Genomic DNA, 20148 nt, shown 5'->3' on the forward strand with positions numbered 1-20148 from the left:
ATTTAAGTAGGTAAGCCAAGCGTTAAAACTATGAGGCGATTCTGCCAAAAAAGATTGATATGTAAAAATAGATATTTTTGTGCTTATATATAGAGAAACATCTATATGTAGAGTTAGAGAACATTCAATGTCACTAAGATTACAAGCTCACCTTGGTACACTCAGGCAGATGGAGATCCTGCTCGCAGTGTATGACAGCGGCAGCGTTAGCGGTGCGGCAGAGATGCTCCACCTGACACAGCCCACCATCTCGATGCAGCTGAAGAAGCTCACCGATGTGGTCGGTTTACCCTTGTATAATATCGTCGGCAGAAAAGTGGTGTTCACCGAAGCGGGGCTAGAAGTTGTCAAGACGGCGACAGAGGTGTTAGACAGCTTTTCACGGCTTGAAATGGCACTGTCTGATATGGGCGAACTTAAATCCGGTACTCTAAGACTGGCGGTGGTGACGACCTCTAAGTACTTTATTCCCCACCTGTTGGGTCCCTTTTGTGAACGCTACCCTAATGTTGCAGTGCAACTCAATGTTGGCAACCGGCAGCAGATCATTGAGCGGCTCAAACAAGGTATCGATGATTTCTACGTGTTTAGCCACCCACCAGGGGATATCAATACCGACAGTATTGAGTTTTTCAACAATCCCTTGGTTGCTATCGCCCATGAAAACCACCCACTAGTAAAACAGCCTGACGTATCATTGGCTGAGTTATGTAATGCCCCATTTCTAATGCGTGAAAATGGCTCAGGTACGCGTTTGGCCATTGAAAACTTCATGAATAAACAGGGAGTGAGATTGAATGTGAAGATGACGATCGAGAGTAATGAAGCCATCAAGCACTCGGTGATGTCAGGCTTAGGAGTGAGTATTTTATCGGCACATACCTTGGCGTTTGGCGGCAATACCGGATTGGTCCAACTTAAGGTAAAAGAGTTGCCGATTAACTCGAACTGGTACTTTCTATGGCTAAAATCAAAGCGCCCTTCCGCGATAGCACAAGCATTTTTAACTCATGTGGAGAGTGATGGTCGTCAAATGCTACTGACGGAGCTGAGTAAACATAAATTTTAAAAGCCCCTTATAAGACTCACAAAAGGGGCTTGGTTGAGTGAGATAATATCGCTATTGGTAGATCCAAATCTACTCGATATCCGACTTACTGCCGCTATGTCCTGCTAATACTAATAACCCAGCTAAAATACCTAGATTTTTGACAAAATTTTGCATCTCATGGGCACCTTCTACACCACTGAAATTCCAAAAATCATGTAAGCTAAAGTTGATCACTATAACAAGACCGGCAAGCAACAATGCCATGATAAAAGTATATCGATTTAATATCAGCGCTATGGCTGCCACTATCTGAAATATCCCTGCGGCAGCTAACAACATGGGGATCATTATCATGTTGTGCTTTTCCATTAGAGCAACATGCATATCCCAGTTGATAAACTTCATTACGCCAGGTAACAGAAAATACAAAGCAAGCAGCACTCGCCCAATGGTCATCAATACAGGTGCTATTGTCTGATTCAAAATTACTCTCCCAACTATGATTTTTTGATTAGATGTTCGGTTTAAATTACCTGATGATTGACGCTCAAACTAACATCAATGTTATTACGTACGGCATTTGAGTATGGACATACTTGATGTGCGACCTTCACTAACTCAACCGCTTGATCCTGAGGCAGCGCTAACTCCACACTTAATGCTACGGTTAACGCAAACCCACCTTCTTCTCTGGCGCCAATTCCGACCTTAGCCGTTACAGGTGCAGTGGTTAAGGCAACTTTGGCCTCTCTGGCTACATGCAATATTGCGTTTGAAAAACAAGCGCTGTAACCCGCGGCAAACAGTTGCTCTGGGTTGGTTGCTTCGCCAGTTCCGCCCATCTCTTTTGGATAGCTCAGCATCACCGACAATTTGCCGTCATCGGTGGCTACCTGACCATTACGTCCTGCACTCGCTGTCGCCGTTGTTTGATAAAGTGGTTTCATAGAATTCTCCAACATATTAAAGATAAAAAGATTGCGCGCAATTAAGTTAGGGCTATTTATAGCAACAAAAACCAGACCATGCAATTAAATTGCGCGCAATTTAATAATTTAACAAACGATTGTGGTGATAGCAAAATCAGATTAACGCCCACTAACAACACTTGCCGATTGTCTCGCTTAATGCCATCCAATCCAGCGCAAGCGATTCAAAACGCTGACAGTCATGAATATTTTGCCGAAAACACACCAAACTTAAACTAAACTTGTAACACTCCTTGTCTTTTGGGCGGATTATTCCGCCCTTTTTTAAATACTTAAAAGGTTAGTCACCTATTGATGTTAAACCTGCTCAGATCCACACTACTCTTTGTATTAGTGATGCTCTTACCTGTAAAGGACACATTTGCAACGATGCAGCAACCTACCTGCCAAATAACAATCAACGATGTAGGCCATTTGACCTTCACACTCGACAATCAAACTGAGCAAGCCTGGTATCTACTCACCTGGCAAACTCCTTTTGATGCCTGGTTTAGTGAGTTTATAACTGTTAACCACCAACAAACTGACCAAAAAGCGACCTACCAAGGTAGTCCTAGCAAAGCGTGCTGCGATAGAGGCAACTGATTACCTCACATTGCCAGTAAATAGTCGTCAAACGATCAGCCTAGATCTCACTCAGGTCTACAGCCTTAGCGAAGGCTCTTACGATGTCCACTTGAAGCCACTACGACTCTTACCCCAAGACGCCGATATCGCTTTGCCATCACAGCTGGCGCAATTTGTACCTATTTACTGCCCCTCGACACCAATGACCATTCGATAATCCGCTGCAAGCCATCGAGGCACTGTTTGACAGCAAACAGATCAAATAGCTTCTAAAGGCTGAATCATTATATAAAACAGCCATGAAAACCTAAGGGTAATGCTCTTTCCATGGTGGCCTCAGCAATAGGTCCTGCCGCAATGTGCTGACAATCAAACAGCGACAAGCCACTTTGGTTGCATTGATAATCTAACCATGTCATCAACAGATACCCTTCACCCGCCTCTTCTTTGGGGATAAATAGCGGCTCTTCAATGATCTTGCTTTCACCAAAATAGTAGCTGCCGGTCATAACGCCTGATTGCAACTGATATAAGGTATCACTTAAGCCCGACTCACTTTGCTTCGAAGCCCCAATACCATAGACACTTGGCAACGTTTGGGTCACTCTAGCGTCAAACTGCGGAAATTCCATATTGACACCGCTTCGATGTATTTGAGCCAAGTTACTTGGGCTACCTTGTTGTGACGATGCTGATAGCCCTAGCGAAATGGTAACAAGCTCAGCATCACTGCTTCGCTCTTTTTGCTCACCAGTCATCAATGAAGACATGCCATTAAGCAATATACCAGCATCGGGATAAAGACAGATTTGTACGCTCAAGATATTGTCAACTTCAGTCGCTCCGCCAAAATGAAATGCAAAACCCGCAGGTAGATCCGCCCACTGGCGCTTTGTAAAGTCGGCTTTATCTATGATTAACAGTTTGGCACCCAACTCGGGCTGCCAGCGAAAAGAGTCAATATAACTCTGTCCTCGTTGATACACACAGGATGAAACATAGAAGATCAATTTGCTCTGGCTTTGAGTAAAGGCATGCAGATAACTTGCCTGAGGCAATTCGATAAGTTCGATGCGCTCCAATTGGTCGGCACCTGAAACCTGATATACCAATAGCGATGCACTACCATCCACATACCAACTACCAAAGTTCCACATTCCACCATTGCCGTCTGGTAGAGGGTGAGCAGAAAAGGGTAACTGTTTAAATTTTTCACCAAAGTCTTTAACACCGATAGTATCCAAGGTATTAAGATCGATTCGGTAAGGTGAACCCGCTTCCCACAACGCCAAAAGTTCGCCCTTCCATGGAATAACGCTAGTATTGGCGACATTCATATCATCGTTATTGCGAATAGGCAGCGCATCGGAGATCACTGTTCCTGCAGTGTTATAGCGAAACTTCCCCGCTTGCTGCTCAGTTTGGAATTTTTTGGTTCGAACAAACTTACCTTTATGACTAATTCCCTCTGCGCCAATAGAAAACTGTTGCACCATTCCATCACCATCAAACCAATGCTGATAACTGACATCGCCACGACGCATCATTGAGGGACCGTTACGATACAGGCTCCCTTGCAGCGCTTTAGGCCATAACCCTGAGACTTGCATCTCAAGTGGAGCAAAGTCTTGCTGGACGCCAGCGAAGGCTGAGGCCCAAGGTTGCTTGGCAAGCACAGACTGATTGTCGAGTGCGAGTACTGTATCGGCCATCTTCCCCCAAGCCGCTGTCGCCATTAACGCTAACGATGAGCCAATAAATTGTCGTCTGTTCAACATTTTCTTACTCCTAGCGCACGTGAATCGTAATTGTGGTATCACCATTCAGGGAAAACTTAGCTTGTTGATAACTTGCTGGCCCAAATTCCCCTGCATTGTTACTAAAGCCGTATCCCTCACTCGGCACGCCAAGGAAATTACTGTCTAACTTATTGTTATCATTTTCATCATGAATCACTTTGATGGCATACTCTCCTGGTTTTAAATCGGTAAAGACTAAAGCATGCTGATGTGCGGTCACAGGTTTCATCATCGATGCTATGGCGTGCTGGCCGCTGTTATACGACGCTTCGCCACTAAATAACGCCACCAGCAGTTTTCCCTGCTCCAAAGCGATGTTGTCAATCGTTAATGTCAGATCATCGGCATAAGCAGCGGGGCTTAAACTCATCGCAAGCATGAGTGCTGAAACAGTGCTGCATTGAATGATGTTTTTCATTGTTCTTTCCTTGTGTCATGATTGAATGCTCATTTTAGGAAAAGGTAAAACAATAAACAGGTGCCAAAAGTCATGTTTTAATTACCAAAGCGTTTTAACCTAGAACCACACAGTGCGAAGACAATAAAAGGAACATCAGTGTTGCAGGGAAGATTAACGAAAGAAAGCAAGATGTTACTGGTTGCAGGCGTTGCTACATGGGTATTAGTCGCTTGGTTATCCCTAATGCAAATAGATAGCCAGCAGCACAATACTCTGCTCATATCACTCTGTTTTTTGCTGTTTCTGCAGCTATTTCTGGTGGTGGCTTCCAAGCAGCTAACGCGATATCAGCCCAAATTAGTGATACCCGCACTGGCCTGTCAAGCAGGCCTCATCTTATTACTGTTTAGCCAGATGCCTAACGGTCTCATGCAGATCCTATTGGTCATCTGGGCCTCTTTATTGCCAGAGTATCTGTCTAAACGAGGTGCAATATCGAGCATGTTACTGATCAATGTGCTGGTTTTTGCTATCGATACCACACAGCATCAAAACTCCAGCGCCTTGTTCACAAGCTTGCTCTATTTGGCATTTCAATTTTTTGCCTACAGCAGCAGCCAAGCTCGTATCAATGAAGCCGAGGCAAGATTGCGACAAGAACAGCTTAATCAACAACTGCTCGCCACTCGCTCATTACTCAGTCAAGCGAGCCAGCAACAGGAAAGGCTGCGTATAGCGCGAGATCTGCATGATATTTTGGGTCATCAGCTCACTGCATTATCTCTTCAGCTTGAAGTACTTGGTCACATGGCATCGGGCGAACTACTACCTCATGTTGAGCAGTCTAAATCGGTGGCCAAGGAGTTACTGTACAGTGTTCGTAAAGTGGTGCGGGAGCAACGCGGCTTATCTCAGTTAGATTTACGTCAGCCATTGCAAAGCCTAATCACGCGCCTCCCTGGTGTATCATTAACGGTCCAGAGCAATCAGTTGATCGAATCGACCGCTCTGGCACAAGAGCTGTTATTGATATTACAAGAGGGGATCAGCAATGCCGTGCGCCACGGCATTGCCGATCAACTCTCGCTCGAAATGCTAAAACAAGGCACTAGCTTAACGGTAAAACTCGTTGATAATGGGCGCCATCAAACTGCTATCGTTCCAGGCTCAGGCCTTAAGGGGATGAATGAGCGTTTAATCGCGTTCGGCGGCACAGCCACATTAACCTCAAATAATGCCACATTGACCCAGGATAAAGTTAATCGTTCAGGCCGCTGTGGCTATACGCTAACCATCGAGTGTATTGATGCGTGAGCCTTCCTTAACCATAAAAGTCACTTCGCATGCACTTAAAAACTAGCGCTATTACCCTTGGATTAGTCGACGATCAAAAACTCATCAGGCAAGGCATTGCGAGCCTGCTCTCTTTGTCTGATAAGGTGAATATTGTGTGGCAGGCTGAAAATGGCCGAGACGCCATTAACGCACTTGAGCAACAGCCAGTCCAACTGATATTAAGCGATATTCGCATGCCCGTTTTGGATGGCATCGAAATGCTAAAAATCATCCGCGCAAAACCCTCAGCAGTTCCGATTATTATGCTGACCACCTTTGACGATAACGCGCTATTTGTTGCCAGTATTAAATATGGCGCTAATGGTTTTTTGCTTAAAGATGTCTCCTTAGACAAGCTTATTACGGCCATAATCCGAGTCGCTAATGGCGGCTACCTTATTGAAACAGATATTTTAAATCAGATAATCAAACAACCGGGTACTCAAATTGATACGGGTTCGCTTGGCAGTATGGATATCAGTGAGAGAGAAAAGGAGATTTTAACCTTAATGGCTGGCGGCTATGCCAATAAAGAGATTGCCACTGCGGTGTATCTTGCCGAAGGCACGGTTAAAAATCACATCTCAAACATTTTAATCAAACTAGGTAGTCGTGATAGGACTCAGGCGGTGGTCAAAGCCTTACAACTGGCGATTATATAAAGTGCCCAAGCCAAAAAAACCACCTAAAAAGGTGGTTTTTATTCAACGAATCACGCTATGACAATTTCATCTCTTGGATGATTTCATGGGCGATTTCAGGTGTGGTACTCACAGGCTTCTCATGGAGATCTGCTTTTAAATGACCTTTTCTGTGTTTAAGCGCCGCATCAAGCTTCTTGGCTGCGGTCGCAATAGCAGGATACATCACATCACCAGTACCTGATGCAGAAATCCGGCTACCTTCATAATTAGTTCGTAACTCGACTTGAAACTCCCCGTGCTCTTTAGAAATGATAATGTCGAGTGAAATTAGCGTTGGAAAATGTGTTGCGATCTTGGAAAACTTTTGATTCACATGCTCTTTTATTGAATCAGTAATATCAACGTGGTGACCAGAAAGATTTATTTTCATAGGTTTTCCTTTTAAGAATTACTTCAATAATGAACTTGGGGTAGGTAGAAGAAAAAACAAGGGACTCAAACGCTTTTTTTTCATTTGACGCCTATTAAGCATGGGCCAAAACCAAGTAAATATCCATTCAGTGTTCTATTAATATGTACCCTTGATACACCTTAAAAGCAAGGGAGTTTGCAGAGATAATCCCAACAAACAGACTGCAATGCCGATAATTCAGTCAAACTAAACAAAAATTAATCATTACTCATGAATCAATAGCCAAATTATCAACCATTTTTCCTATTCATATCATAGCTAGATGGCCAGAAAGCGCCCTCTGCCACTATTGATGACAAATAGCTCAACTATTATCCGACACATTCAAACGACCAAATCTGGCGGTATCCTTCCATACAAATGAACTTATGGCGATTTTATTCAGCTGGCTACTGATTGGTATAAACATACTTTCTCTCTATATTTCTTTGAACCAAAAGCGATAATGCGCGCATTTGAATGTCCCTTAAGCTTAGGATATGACAGATAGGGAAAAGCGTGAAAGTAGACAGATGCTGAAGCAGAAACGAAAAACGGAGGTTATCGACCTGGGAACTGCTCGGCCGATAACCTCCTAAAAAGGGTAAAGCTAATTACTTATTACTTAATATCCTGTGCCATACCGTTTGACGCCATAGGTTGTGCTTGTAACGGCTCCACACCCTGCTGAGTTAACTTATCTCGCAAATAACTGACCGCCGTATTTAACTGGGCATCGACGCCATTAAAGGTCGCTAAAGGTAAATTATCAACCTCGATATCGGGGCTAATACCACGCCCTTCGACAATCCAGCGACCATCCATCGCATACTGCGGATACTCGGCAACGCGCGCCATGCCCTTATCGGTTAACGAATTACGTCCCGACAACCATACACCTGCTCCAGCGGTCTGCTTACCAATCAAGGGCGCAAGCCCCAAGGCTTTTATCCCAGCCGAAAACGTTTCGCCATCGGAATACGTTAGCTGGTCTGTTAACACCACTAGATGCCCCCTAAACGCTTGTTGCATATTGGTATTAGGTGTCCCCTGCGTTGGTTGCCAAAACATCCACGCACGACGCAGTAACTTCTCAATGATCCAACTATCAATATTGCCACCTCGATTACGGCGCACGTCGATGATCAGACCTTTTTTATCAATATTGGCATAGAACTCTCTGGCAAAGCTGGCAATATCTCCCGAGCCCATTGCATAGAGGTGCAGATAACCAATATCGCCTTGGCTCGCATCGGTAACCTTGTTCACGTTATGGTTTACCCAGTCTAAATAACGTAATTTGGCGTCGGTTCTATTGTTGACTGGGACAACAAGGGTTTTAAGCGCTTTCTTGTCGCGCTTTAACGTCAGCAACACCTGCTTATCACTCTGATTACGCAGATACTTAGCTACATCGGCAACACTATTAATCGATTTGCCATTGACCGCGACTATGATGTCACCGACCCGAGCATTAACGTCAACGCGGGCCAAGGGCGATGCATGACTCGGTAGTTCAGCATCGGCCTGATAAATATGCCCAATCCGTACGCCATTATCGGTTTGCTCTAGTCTTGCCCCTAAGTTTGCTCCCTTTGCCATCTCGACGTCGACGGGTAAATCACCACCCCTCACTTGGGAATGCAGCGAGTCCAGCTCTCCCATCATCTGCTTAAAAATATCGTTCAGCTCATGCCGATCGGTCAATCTGTCCAACAGCGGCTGATACTTTGTCCGTGTTGCTTGCCAATCTAGGCCGCGCATCTTCTTGTCGAAAAATGAATCTCGGTGCATCAACCAAGCATCATCAAATATCTGTTGCCACTCGAGCTGAGGAGAAATAGCTAGTTGCCATTGCTGCGTCTGCACCTTTGCTAAGCTAAGATCTTTAGGCAGTGTATCGCCAGCATCGACGATCAATAGATTACTACCGCCGTCTTTGTAACTTCGAAGCATCAACTTGCTGTTGTCGGCAGACAGCGCAAAACTTGCCACGTCCTCGGCAAAGGTGTCGACCTTGGGGGCAAGTGCATCAAACTTAATCCATTTAAGGGACGGGGCACTATTGGCGCTGATCGCTCTGTCCAGCACATAGAGCCCTTTGCCAGTCACCTTGAGTGAGTCGTAGTTGCCCGCTTGTACAGGAACTTGCCACAAACGCTCACTGAGACCTTCCCATGTCACCTTAGTTTGCTTTGGCTCGTCCTCATCTTTACTGTCTGCTGCCTTGCTCGTTAGCTCATTGGGTTTATTAAACGGAAAGCGTGCCTCTGGCGTCAGTGCCAAGGCAAAGATCTCACCGCGTTTGTCGAAAACGGGTCCCATATTGCGATCGCCCCAGGGCGATGATGGCGTTGCTGTAAATGCTCGATTAGATAGGAAATATAGCCATTGGCCATCATCACTAAACGCGGGAGAAAATGACTCATATTTATCTGTGGTTAAGGCTTGTGACTTGTCATCCTTTAGGGAATAGAGCACCACTTGCGGGCGTAACTTACCTTGCTCACTCTTTGTCAGGGCGATAAAACGGCTATCCTTAGACCACACAAGGTCTGCATATGGTCCTAATCCTTCACCATTGGTGATGATTTTGCGGTTTTTGCCTTTTTTAAGATCCAACAACCACACATTACCGTCGTAGTCATCATGGGCTAAATAACGTCCATCGGGTGAGAGATGTAGACCCATTCGTAGCGTTTTGCCATCATCGGTGAGCTGGGTAGCCTCATTGCTACCGTTTGCCGCATAGCGCCATATTTCCTGCTCACCAGATGCATCACTAATGGCGTAAATCCACTGACTATCGGGGCTCATCAGGGCATTTCTGACACGATGTTCGCCCGCTAGATTGATTTCTACCAGACGCGAACCATCAATGCCTGCAACCGCAACATGACTGCGGGCGGTAATGATAGCCTTATCACCTGCTGGCGATAAGGTAGCGGACGTTGCATATTTCATCGGCTGGTTAACCCAATGCTCACGACGCTGTGAAAAATCTGAGGTCAACTGGATATCGAGTCGTTTTGTCGTATTCGCCGCAATATCATAAAGTTTAATATCTGCGCCCTGCTGAAATACGATGCGGCCACTATCTAAACGCGCCCCACGAACTTGCCAATCATTAAACTGGGTATGCTGTTGCAGCGATTCACCGTCAAGGGTCATCGACCAAATATTGTCGTTACCACTTTCGTCGCTAATAAAATACAGCCGACCTTGCCATAACATAGGCTGACGAACTGAACCTTGATGTGCCGTGGTTAATTTCTTTGCCTCTGTTTGAGTGCCGATTTGATAGCGCCATAACTCTCCTTTAGCGCCACCGCGATAAACTTTGGCGTTATCGCCCGTGGTTTGCAGACCAAAGCGAGTAAAGTAAAGGTACTCGCCGGCATCATCAATAACCCCTTCAATGGCATCGGCCAGCGGTAAATCTTGAGTGCGTAAACTCACAGGATCCACACTGCGCAGCACCCAGTAGTTAGCAGGGCCAAACGCATTGTCGGTGGCATAAAGTACTTGCCCCTCAGCAGTCCAACCTTGCACTCGTACTCGGCTGTTTTCATAGCTGACACGTTTAGCGACGCCGCCATTAATTGGCATCACATAGACTTCACTTGCACCTTCATAGTTGGCGACATACGCCACCCATTGACCGTCTTTTGAAATGGTCGCGCCAAGCTCCTCTGCAGGTAATGAAGTTAAGCGACGGGCGTGGGCATCATGGAGTTCTTGGGTCCACAAATCGCCCTCGGCAGTAAACACTAATGTGTCTCCACTTAAGGCGGGAGAGCGATAGTATCCCTGATTATCAAGAGTCTGGGCAGATATAGCGAAAGGTGAATTAACTGTGCCCAGTGCAAGTACGCAACAGGCAAACGCGTGGCGAAGTTTCATGTGCAGCTCATCTATTTGTTATTGAATTCTTTTTCTGAGGGCAACAAGGTAGCAAACTTTTCTTAAATCCACAGTAATTTATCAGCAAAGAAGTATTAGCAAATGTGTACGACATGAAACGAGCACGACCAAAAAACGGACGCCGTACATGAGTAACATAGCCGAGCACAACACGGATGAGGCGGGGTACCCATAGCGCAATATATAGCGGAACTTCATTTTACCCTTAATATTGATATTGGTTTTTCCCTTAGCCATCACTCCTACAAGCGGTAACACGTTGCAGACTAAGTACAAGGAAACGAGGCTCAATGGAACCACTTGCTATCACCTTAGTGACCAACATTAATTGTAAAACAGGTGTGCAGTGAGCCTTGACAGAAGTCCCAATGCGCCCATGATGAGGCGCATAGAGAAACGATGGCTTAGCTGGCGCATAAAGCTGCCATTGACTGGACTGACATTAGGACTACTATCGACACACTACTATCGATGCCCAACTATCAGTTCCAGACTAGCTGTGGTCGGCAATCTGTTTGAGCAGACTTGACCATTGCTGATGTTGAGGATGTTGCTTGTCGTCTAATTGAGGACGTTCTTTAGCCATCTTTTGAGACAACACGCTAGCCTGGGCCCACAACTGCCCCGCCACCAGTTGCGACAAATGATTCACGGCTTGAAGATCAGAGATCATGGCGCGAGGTTGCTGCTCATGCTCAGCAGATAACGTATCCATATTGTTGCTGAAGCTCTGAGCTGTGGAGCTTTCACGCTTATCCATGTTTTCACTACGTGCAGCACCCTCGGCACTTGGGCCTAAAGTTGGCTTAGCAACAGAGAGACGCGCTCCCTCCTCTGTACCAGTTCCACCGCCTGTCGGCGTAGCACTTTGCCTCAACTTGGGTTCATGCTGCATGAGCATAGGGGCGCTTTGCGGCATAATCGCATCATCTGTCAGCACCTCATCTTGCATGCTCGGGTTAATCAGCAACAAAGTAACCACCAGCATCACAGATGCTGCCGAAGAGATAGGCCAACGATATTGACGCCAAAAATTGGCATGAGGCTTAACCACGTTATCTGTCGGCTTTGATATTTGTGCCGAGGCTTGCGCTAACACTTTGTTATCGAGTTGCTGACTCGGCTGCTCTGTCGCTTGCATGTGATACAGCTTGCGTAAATAGCTATCACTGAGTTGTGTCTTGAGATTATCTTTCATCACTTTGATCCTGCCATTTAGCGCTAACACACTCTCTTAGCCCTTGGTTTGCGTAGCGAATTCGACTCTTGACCGCTTCAAGGCCGACTCCTGCGATCTCAGCAATAGCGGCCGCCGTAAAGCCCATTTCTATGTTCAGTAGGAAAGCCTCTTTCTGTACCTGGGGCAGCAATGCAATACAGCGTTTTAGCAAACTGGCTTTAATCTGCTCTTCGGCATAAGCATGTGGGGAGCTGTTGTCACTGGGTAACACGGCATCACTGTCTTGTCCCTCTGCAAACACATCACTAAAGTTATCGACAGGTTTTAGCGCCCGTACATGATCGATCAACAAGTTATGAGCTATTCGATACAGCCAAGTGGTAAATTTGGCCTGACTTTGATAACTAGATGCCGCCTTAATCACTCGCCCCCAAGTCTCTTGATAAAGGTCTTCTGCCAAGGTCTTATCACCAATCTGACGCACAAAATAGCGATACAGCGGTCCTTTGTGTTTACTATATAACTGCTCAAACGCTTTGTGGTCACCTTGGGCATATTGATGCATCAAGATTTGGTCAATATCATCAACCACTTCAATTTCCGCTACCTTAGTCACGCTCGACTCCCTGCTCAACCATTCTCTCTGTGGGTCAAAGTCTGCACCCAGCGATGGGATTTGTCTATGGTTGACAAGCGCTACCCATGTAAATTCAATGATATAATCCCACTTCCAACCATAGACACTCGTCTTTGACGTAAGCGGGATAGGTCACGCGGATAATGATATTAACGGGACAGATAAGCGAAAGGGTTAAAATGGCGTCATAAAAAAAGCCGCGAGAGTTAAGTCGCGGCTTTTTCACTAAAACTTTTGTAATTATGCGTTAGCAAGCTTTTCTTGTAGCTTAGCATCTTTTGCTTGAACGGCTTCAGCAGACTTAGCACGTTCCTCCTTAACTGCTACAGCCAAGGCATCATCACCAACAGCTAGCATCTGCGCTGCAAGGTAACCTGCGTTTTTAGCACCAGCACTACCAATAGCCACCGTTGCAACAGGCACGCCGCCAGGCATCATTACTGTTGATAATAGTGCGTCATGGCCTTGCAATGGACCGCAGTCAACTGGCACACCAATAACGGGACGAGTCGTGATCCCTGCAACAGCACCCGCTAGATGAGCCGCTAGACCCGCTGCACATATAAAGACTTTACAGCCACGTGCTTCAGCGTCAGTAACATAGGCATGCGTCGCCGCTGGAGTACGATGAGCTGACGTGACTTTTGCTTCAAATTGAATACCGAAGGTTTTGAGTACATCTAAGGTAGCTTGCATCGTGGGTAAATCAGAATCAGATCCCATTAATACAGCAACAAATGGCTTAGTCATCTTTTATCCTTTTTGTAGGGTATGGCTATTATTTTGCGCGCATTATAGTCATTTTATCGTGCTTAGAACAGTGCTCCAGTATCGATAAGTTAGCGACTAATTACAAAGACAAATAAAACATAACGTTACGTATGCAAATTATGTTTTCGCTCGTTCGCATTAGCAAACAGGCTAGTCAACACCACTACCCAAAAAATAGCCGCCATAACCAAGAAGAATCGAGATCCTCCTGACAAGTACGGTATTGCGCCGCATAGCGCTTAGCACGACTATCGACTTTATCAGCCACTTTGATCAACCAAGGTTTTTGCCGATAGGTTTTTCGCTTATATCCGCCCCAACCTTCATGATAATTAAGATATTGATTACGAGCATCCCACTTAGATACCCCATTAATTTTATGGGTTTTATAAACAAACCATCCCATAAAATCCATTGCATCATCAAAATCACTTCGGCTCGACCATGAGTTACCCGTCTCTTTAACGTAATCATCCCAAGTCATGGTTTTTGCTTGGGCATAACCATAGGCATCACTCGCACGGCCAATAGGGATAAAGCCTAAAAAGTACTCCATCGGCGGTGCGGCATTGTGTTTAAAAGAGCTCTCTTGATACATCATGGCTAAAGGCACGTGCACTGGCACGCCCCATTTTTCTCTGGTATTGACCGCAGCCTCGTACCAATCTCTGTTTTCTTGATAGATGGCACATAGGTTTTCAGGGTCTTCTGGAGGCGAAGTAGCGCACCCAGTCACCATGATGGTGAGCCCTGCTAATAGCATTGTGGCAAAATGTTTCATAATGAGGAGTACCGAAAAATTAGCCGAATCAAAGCCCTAGTGTCACATCGAACTCTTGGATAATCAATAAAATTAGCCCAAGACCTTGAGCATACCAAGTAACTATTTATTTTCTCTGGTTACTTATCATCTCGTTGTAACGAGAGCCATTCACATTGATCAGCTTCTTGTTTCCAAACAACAGGCTGCCAATAATCGCTATCTAAACCACGATAGATCTGATCTTGATTAAATTTAGCCGCGAGGTGATAACGTTGATCGGCTCTCACCTCGACAGATAGCGTCTTAGTTTGACGAGCGGCTAACTTTACTTTTAACCGTGGTGAATCGATAAGTTCAGCGAGTGTAAACTCATATTGACCTGGAGATAGTTGATAATTAGGGCGAGAGATCACCGCCTTGCCATTTAAATGGGTTACCACTACCCGATAAAGCCCCTCATCACTATCGGGCAGCAAATAGCCAGAAACCGTGCCACAGGTATTGCCCTCATCTGGCCCAGAAGCGCAGCCAGATAAGATGAATAATGCTATCAACAATACCTTAGAGACACTCATCCAACATGCTCTATTTCTGCAGCGTCTTTGGCAAAATAATCGACTAAATACTGCTCAAAACTTACCGTCGACTCCGCTTCCATTTGGGCTTGTGCTTGCAAGGAGTTGTCTGCGGCACGGACATAATCCTGCTCAACTTCAGGCGTTAGCGGGTAATCAAGCAGCTGCTCATAATAACGCTGGGCGAGATTTTTAACCCAATAACTATGATCAATCTGGCTTGATAATAGTTCAGCCAAGATTTTACCCGACAGTGTTTGAGACGGATCTTCAACTGCCACTCTCCAATGAGAAAGTGCCTGCTGATAGTCTCGCTGATCACCATCGAGCAATTTTGCAATTGCACTCAGCTCATCAAAAAGTTCATTTAACCATGTCTTAATCGATATAGAGTGGCCTTGGCGGCTCAAGCTCAACCCAGGCTTACGTCCTTCAATAATAACGGCGTTAAGGTTCTGGCTAATCTCTCGCTCACCTTGAGGATCGGTTTTTGCTGATGGACTGAGCAAGCAATGTAATAAAAACAGATCGAGAAAACGAACCTGATCGGCATCAATACCAACTGGACTAAATGGGTTAACATCTAATGCCCGAACCTCAATATATTCGACTCCAGCTCGCGCTAACGCTTCGGATGGTTTCTCGCCATTGAGACCTACTCGTTTAGCCCGGATGGGGGAGTAAAATTCGTTTTCAATTTGCAGCACATTAGCATTAAGCTGACGATATTCGCCATCGACCTTGACCCCGATCTGTTCAAAATGGGTTGAAGGCATGTTAATTGCTGCGTTTATCCCTTCGAGGTACTCAGCAAGGGAGTTATAGCTGATATTTAAGCGCTCTTGCTCTTTATTGGTATACCCCAAATCGCTCATACGAAGCGATGTGGCGTAGGGAAGATAAAGCGTCCCCTTACCTAGCTTTTCAAACGCTAAATCGGTTTTTTGATCCTTAATAAATGAGCCACAAAGTGCAGGTGACGCGCCAAAAAGATAGGGTAACACCCATACCAGGCGGCGATAGTTGCGAATCAAACCAAAATAGGATTCAGAGATAAAATCACAACGACTTAGACGTTTATCGGACGCTTCATATAAACGATCCCATAATGAATCAGACACCGAAAAGTTAAAATGCACACCTGAGATGATCTGCATCTGCGCGCCGTAACGGTAAGTCAATCCCTTGCGATATAAACGCTTTAACTGTCCCGTATTAGAACTGCCGTAGTCAGCAATAGGAATGTCGGCCACGTCGCCGACATAACAAGGCATGCTCACTGGCCACAACTGCTGTTTACCTAAGTTACGTACAGTAAACGCATGGGTCTGAGTCAAATCTGTCAACAAAGTATCAATATTTTGATGCACTGGCGTTATAAATTCTAACAACGACTCGCTGTAGTCTGTGGTGATGCGCGAATTCGTTAGCGCCGCACCTAAACTATCTGGATGCTTGTCCGTTGCAAGATGTCCTGATGGTTCGATGCGCAGTGCTTCACGCTCTATTCCTCTAAACATCCCATTTAGCGCATCTCGTCCCTGCTCGTTATCGAGTAGGCCAATAACTTCATTGAAAGAGTTCAATATCTGTGTCTCTCATTGCTTTTGTGTGATCATTTACAGGCTAGACCTGTAAAAAGCTTCATTGCTTTCACCATCACCACAAAATAGCCCTTGGACTAGATATATGGCAAGGAAAAAAATAAAGCGGCGATCCATATAAAGGATCACCGCAAGGTCTATATTGGGGCTAAGTCGTCAATTACAACTGTAAAGTTTTCACTGGATAACCCAAGGCTTTGATGTCAGCCTCTATTTTCGCTTTATCGCCAACAATTAACATTACCATTTCGTTAAGATTAAGCTCACTGTTCGCCAAACGATTAAGCTCCTGTTTCGAGATACTGTTAATGATCTTCGATTGGGCCGTCGTAAAGTTAGCATCGAGTCCAAAACGTTGAATGCGGCGCATAAACCCGGCCTTTTGGTAAGGCGTTTCATAGTCTAACGCCTGCGCTTGAGAGATAGAATTTCGCATAAAGACTAACTCCTTATCAGTAATGCCATTTGCCTGATAATCCTTCAGCTCTTTTACAAATTCAACTAAGGCTTTAGCTGTGACATCACTGCGCACACTCGCCGATGCTTCAAAAATCCCCGTTTCACTGCCGCCGTTAAAGTAACTTCTTGCGCCATAGGTATAACCTTTATCCTCACGTAGATTAAGATTGATACGGCTGTTAAACGCGCCGCCTAACGGGTAATTCATCAGATAAGATTTAAAGTAATCACCCGTAGCGTCATAGGGCATAGATCGCTTACCAATCTTAATGACAGACTGAGCAGCATCAGGCTTATCTATTATATATACAGTGCCAGTGGCTAATATCGGCAACTTAGCTAAAGCAGGGACCTGACTTGCCTCACCTTGCCACTGCGATAAGCCCTTTAACTTGCCAAGCATCTGAGTTTGATTAAGATCGCTGACCGCAATAACCTGAGCATTACCAGCCCGATATTGCTGTTGATAAAAGGCTTTAACATCATCAAGAGTTAACCCAGATACGCTCTCAAATGAACCTTGAGAACTCACACCTAATGGCGTATCGAGGCCAAATAGCAAGGCATCGAAACCACTGTCGGCAATATAGTTAGGATCTGACTGCATGTGTTGCAAGCTCTGCAAGTGTTGTTGCTTAACACGCTCAAAATCTGCTTCGTTAAACCCTGGTTTAAATAGCTTTTCTTGCACTATGGCCAATGTTTCATCGATATGAGATGTTAGGGTCGACACTTTAATATAACTTTGGTACGTACTCGCACCAAAACTGACCGAGCTGCCTAACATCTCTAATGCTTGAGCAAGCTCTTCGGTACTATGAAGCCTTGTAGACTCATTGAGTAACGAGGCCGTTAAGCTCGCAAGCCCTGCCTGATTAACATCCACGAGTCGATGACCGCCATTAAGGTAAATCAATAGCTCCACGGTTGGCGTTTCAGAGCTTGTCGTCCCCATGACCTCAATACCGTTACTCAGTTTAGTCGTCCATAAACTCGGAACCGTAATGACGGGAGCCGCCTGCGCACTCGGCATCACACTGCGATCGAATGAAGCCCTAGCCGTCTTAACCTCTTTAAGACCAGATACCGCGGTTTGTGCGACTTGCGGTGCGGGTGCAATGTAATTATCTTGATGGGCTATAAGCTGCTTTTGTCCCTCAGGCACAACGCTCATGACAACCATAGGCTTATCTTTAATATAGGTATTAAAAACCCGCATAACATCTTCTTTGGTCACATTGGCATAACGCTTAAGATCATAAGCAATCATGTCGGGGTTACCGAAGAAAGTTTGATTTAATGCTAGGGTCGACACCTTACCTTTAACACTTTGCAGCCCAAAAATTGTATTGGCTTCAAACTGTACTTTTACTTTTTGTAAATCATCGTCGGTCACACCACGCTGTTCAAACTCTGCGATTGACTCTCTAATGCGTTTTTCGATGTCACTCAGCTGTCCACCGCGGGCGGGGTTCGCTAAGGCATAAATCGAGAATTGGCAAGCTAACTCTTGGCAGGGATGACTTACACCCGCTTGTACGGCGTAACCATCTTTTACTAGATTTTTATAGACCAGCGACGTTGGACCGCCGCCAATAATATTTGATAACAGATCCAGCGCGGCTTCATCTTTGTGACTGGCATAGACGGTCGGAAACGCAATACGTAACAAAGGCAGGTGGACGCGATCTTCCATCGAGATGTAGCGAGTTCTGTCCAAGGTGACTAGCGTCTTTTGCTCAGCAGAGACCTCTGGGCCGCGGGGAATCTCACCAAAATATTTGTTTATCCAGGCTAAGGTCTGCTGTTCGTCAAAATCACCACCGATAGTTAATGTAGCGTTGTTGGGTCCATACCATCTTTGGAAAAAATGCTTAACATCTTCTACATCTGCGCGATCTAAATCTTCAGGCCAGCCAATCACAGGCCAAGAATACTGATGACCAGAGGGATAAAAGGCTTGATTGAAACGCTCATTCATTCTGCCATAAGGCTGATTATCGATACGCTGAGCTCGTTCATTCTTAACCGTCTCGCGCTGTACCTCAAATTTTTTGTCTGTTAATGCGGGTAAGAAGTAGCCCATGCGATCAGACTCTAGCCACAACATTTTCTCTAGCTGATTACTCGGGACCGTTTCAAAATAATTGGTGCGATCAGTGTTGGTGGTACCGTTCAGATTACCACCCGCTTCGGTAACGGCCTTGAAATGTTGTTCATCGGCAACGTTTTCAGATCCTTGAAACATCATATGTTCGAAAAGATGAGCAAATCCTGAACGACCAGGAAGCTCACGAGCACTGCCTACATGATAGGTCACATCCACATGAACTAATGGATCTGAGCTGTCTTGATGCAAGATAACCGTTAAGCCATTTGCTAACTGGTACTTCTTATAGGCAATACCAACACTCGAATCTGCAACATTAACGGTTTCAACAAGCGAAACCCCTTGAGGCAAAGCTGTGGGTAAACTCGATGAGACACATCCCGTTAACGCAGCGGAGATCGCCGCTGCCAATATCCATTTCTTCATTCCATTTTGCTCCTACATTTAACAGTAAACTGCTACAACCAATGTAACGCTATCGCTGCCACCAGCAGATAACGTATTCCTTTTCCAATTAATATCATCAGAGTCGACTTGACCACAGAAAGTTTCATCCAACCGGCGAGTAAACACAATAAGTCGCCGATTAAAGGCATCCAAGCCAGCAATAAACTCCAGTAACCATAACGTTGAATTAAGCTGATACTGTGCCGATATCGCCCTTTAGCCATCGCCTCTGGCGTAGTGGCAAACCGTCCCAAGGAACCCAAGTAATAACTGGTCACCGAGCCAAGTGTATTACCTATCGTCGCGGCAAGGACTAACGCAAGCCAACTATCGGCAGCCTCATTTATCAGAGCAACAAGTAAAACTTCTGATCCACCAGGTAACAAGGTGGCAGCAATAAATGCGGCACTGAACATCAACCATAATGAGCTCATATTGGCTT

18 protein-coding genes are annotated in these 20148 nt (G+C 45.4%); 4 read left to right on the forward strand and 14 right to left on the reverse strand.

Annotated elements, in window-relative coordinates; all coding sequences use genetic code 11:
* Window positions 1-127: 127 nt before the first annotated feature.
* Window positions 128-1069 carry a LysR family transcriptional regulator gene (locus K0I73_RS12975; RefSeq protein WP_220061510.1) on the forward strand — a complete coding sequence of 314 codons (942 nt, stop codon included), beginning with the start codon at window positions 128-130 and terminating at the stop codon, window positions 1067-1069.
* A 69-nt stretch (window positions 1070-1138) separates the two neighbouring features.
* Here K0I73_RS12975 and K0I73_RS12980 read toward each other — a convergent pair whose 3' ends face one another.
* Both K0I73_RS12980 and ohr read right to left on the reverse strand, forming a co-directional pair.
* Window positions 1139-1507, reverse strand: a complete 369-nt coding sequence (locus K0I73_RS12980; RefSeq protein WP_434086723.1) for a DoxX family protein — start codon at window positions 1505-1507, stop codon at window positions 1139-1141.
* Window positions 1508-1575: 68 nt separating this feature from the next.
* Complete coding sequence (gene ohr / locus K0I73_RS12985) at window positions 1576-1998, reverse strand: organic hydroperoxide reductase Ohr (protein ID WP_220061511.1); 423 nt, start codon at window positions 1996-1998, stop codon at window positions 1576-1578.
* A gap of 637 nt (window positions 1999-2635) precedes the next feature.
* On the opposite strand from ohr, the gene K0I73_RS12990 reads away from it, so the two are divergent.
* Window positions 2636-2824: a hypothetical protein gene (locus tag K0I73_RS12990; protein WP_220061512.1), complete on the forward strand. Its 189-nt coding sequence runs from the start codon at window positions 2636-2638 to the stop codon at window positions 2822-2824.
* A gap of 67 nt (window positions 2825-2891) precedes the next feature.
* Here K0I73_RS12990 and K0I73_RS12995 read toward each other — a convergent pair whose 3' ends face one another.
* Together K0I73_RS12995 and K0I73_RS13000 are read right to left on the reverse strand one after the other, a co-directional pair.
* Window positions 2892-4385 (reverse strand): carotenoid oxygenase family protein, encoded by a 1494-nt coding sequence (locus tag K0I73_RS12995; protein ID WP_258405186.1) that lies wholly within the window; start codon window positions 4383-4385, stop codon window positions 2892-2894.
* A gap of 10 nt (window positions 4386-4395) precedes the next feature.
* Window positions 4396-4824 carry a DUF2141 domain-containing protein gene (locus tag K0I73_RS13000; protein WP_220061513.1) on the reverse strand — a complete coding sequence of 143 codons (429 nt, stop codon included), beginning with the start codon at window positions 4822-4824 and terminating at the stop codon, window positions 4396-4398.
* Between the two features lie 138 nt (window positions 4825-4962).
* On the opposite strand from K0I73_RS13000, the gene K0I73_RS13005 reads away from it, so the two are divergent.
* Both K0I73_RS13005 and K0I73_RS13010 read left to right on the forward strand, forming a co-directional pair.
* Window positions 4963-6120: a sensor histidine kinase gene (locus K0I73_RS13005; protein WP_220061514.1), complete on the forward strand. Its 1158-nt coding sequence runs from the start codon at window positions 4963-4965 to the stop codon at window positions 6118-6120.
* Window positions 6121-6149: 29 nt separating this feature from the next.
* Window positions 6150-6803 carry a response regulator gene (locus K0I73_RS13010; RefSeq protein WP_220061515.1) on the forward strand — a complete coding sequence of 218 codons (654 nt, stop codon included), beginning with the start codon at window positions 6150-6152 and terminating at the stop codon, window positions 6801-6803.
* A 55-nt stretch (window positions 6804-6858) separates the two neighbouring features.
* On the opposite strand, the gene hpf is transcribed toward K0I73_RS13010, so the two are convergent.
* The 10 genes from hpf to K0I73_RS13060 form a co-directional block, all read right to left on the reverse strand.
* Complete coding sequence (gene hpf / locus K0I73_RS13015) at window positions 6859-7215, reverse strand: ribosome hibernation-promoting factor, HPF/YfiA family (RefSeq protein WP_220061516.1); 357 nt, start codon at window positions 7213-7215, stop codon at window positions 6859-6861.
* Between the two features lie 642 nt (window positions 7216-7857).
* The gene (locus K0I73_RS13020) at window positions 7858-11139 is read right to left on the reverse strand and encodes a S41 family peptidase (RefSeq protein ID WP_220061517.1); all 3282 of its coding nucleotides are present in this window, start codon (window positions 11137-11139) and stop codon (window positions 7858-7860) included.
* A gap of 514 nt (window positions 11140-11653) precedes the next feature.
* Entirely contained in the window at window positions 11654-12358 is a 705-nt protein-coding gene (locus K0I73_RS13025; protein WP_220061518.1) for a hypothetical protein, read from the reverse strand.
* On the reverse strand, window positions 12348-12905 hold the full coding sequence (locus tag K0I73_RS13030; protein ID WP_220064380.1) for a sigma-70 family RNA polymerase sigma factor: 558 nt from the start codon (window positions 12903-12905) through the stop codon (window positions 12348-12350). The genes K0I73_RS13025 and K0I73_RS13030 overlap by 11 nt, the downstream gene beginning before the upstream one ends.
* Window positions 12906-13217: 312 nt before the next feature.
* Window positions 13218-13727 (reverse strand): 5-(carboxyamino)imidazole ribonucleotide mutase, encoded by a 510-nt coding sequence (gene purE, locus K0I73_RS13035; protein WP_220061519.1) that lies wholly within the window; start codon window positions 13725-13727, stop codon window positions 13218-13220.
* Window positions 13728-13911: 184 nt separating this feature from the next.
* Entirely contained in the window at window positions 13912-14529 is a 618-nt protein-coding gene (locus K0I73_RS13040) for a transglycosylase SLT domain-containing protein (protein WP_220061520.1), read from the reverse strand.
* A 119-nt stretch (window positions 14530-14648) separates the two neighbouring features.
* A complete protein-coding gene (locus K0I73_RS13045; protein ID WP_220061521.1) occupies window positions 14649-15086 on the reverse strand; it encodes a hypothetical protein in 438 nt (145 codons plus the stop codon).
* Complete coding sequence (gene gshA, locus K0I73_RS13050) at window positions 15083-16672, reverse strand: glutamate--cysteine ligase (protein WP_220061522.1); 1590 nt, start codon at window positions 16670-16672, stop codon at window positions 15083-15085. Before gshA ends, K0I73_RS13045 begins: the two co-directional genes overlap by 4 nt.
* Window positions 16673-16850: 178 nt before the next feature.
* Complete coding sequence (locus tag K0I73_RS13055; protein WP_220061523.1) at window positions 16851-19685, reverse strand: M16 family metallopeptidase; 2835 nt, start codon at window positions 19683-19685, stop codon at window positions 16851-16853.
* 32 nt (window positions 19686-19717) lie between these two features.
* Window positions 19718-20140: a YqaA family protein gene (locus K0I73_RS13060; protein WP_220061524.1), complete on the reverse strand. Its 423-nt coding sequence runs from the start codon at window positions 20138-20140 to the stop codon at window positions 19718-19720.
* Window positions 20141-20148 lie beyond the last annotated feature (8 nt).

It is taken from the genome of Shewanella mesophila, assembly GCF_019457515.1.
In the GTDB taxonomy this organism is placed as follows: domain Bacteria; phylum Pseudomonadota; class Gammaproteobacteria; order Enterobacterales; family Shewanellaceae; genus Shewanella; species Shewanella mesophila.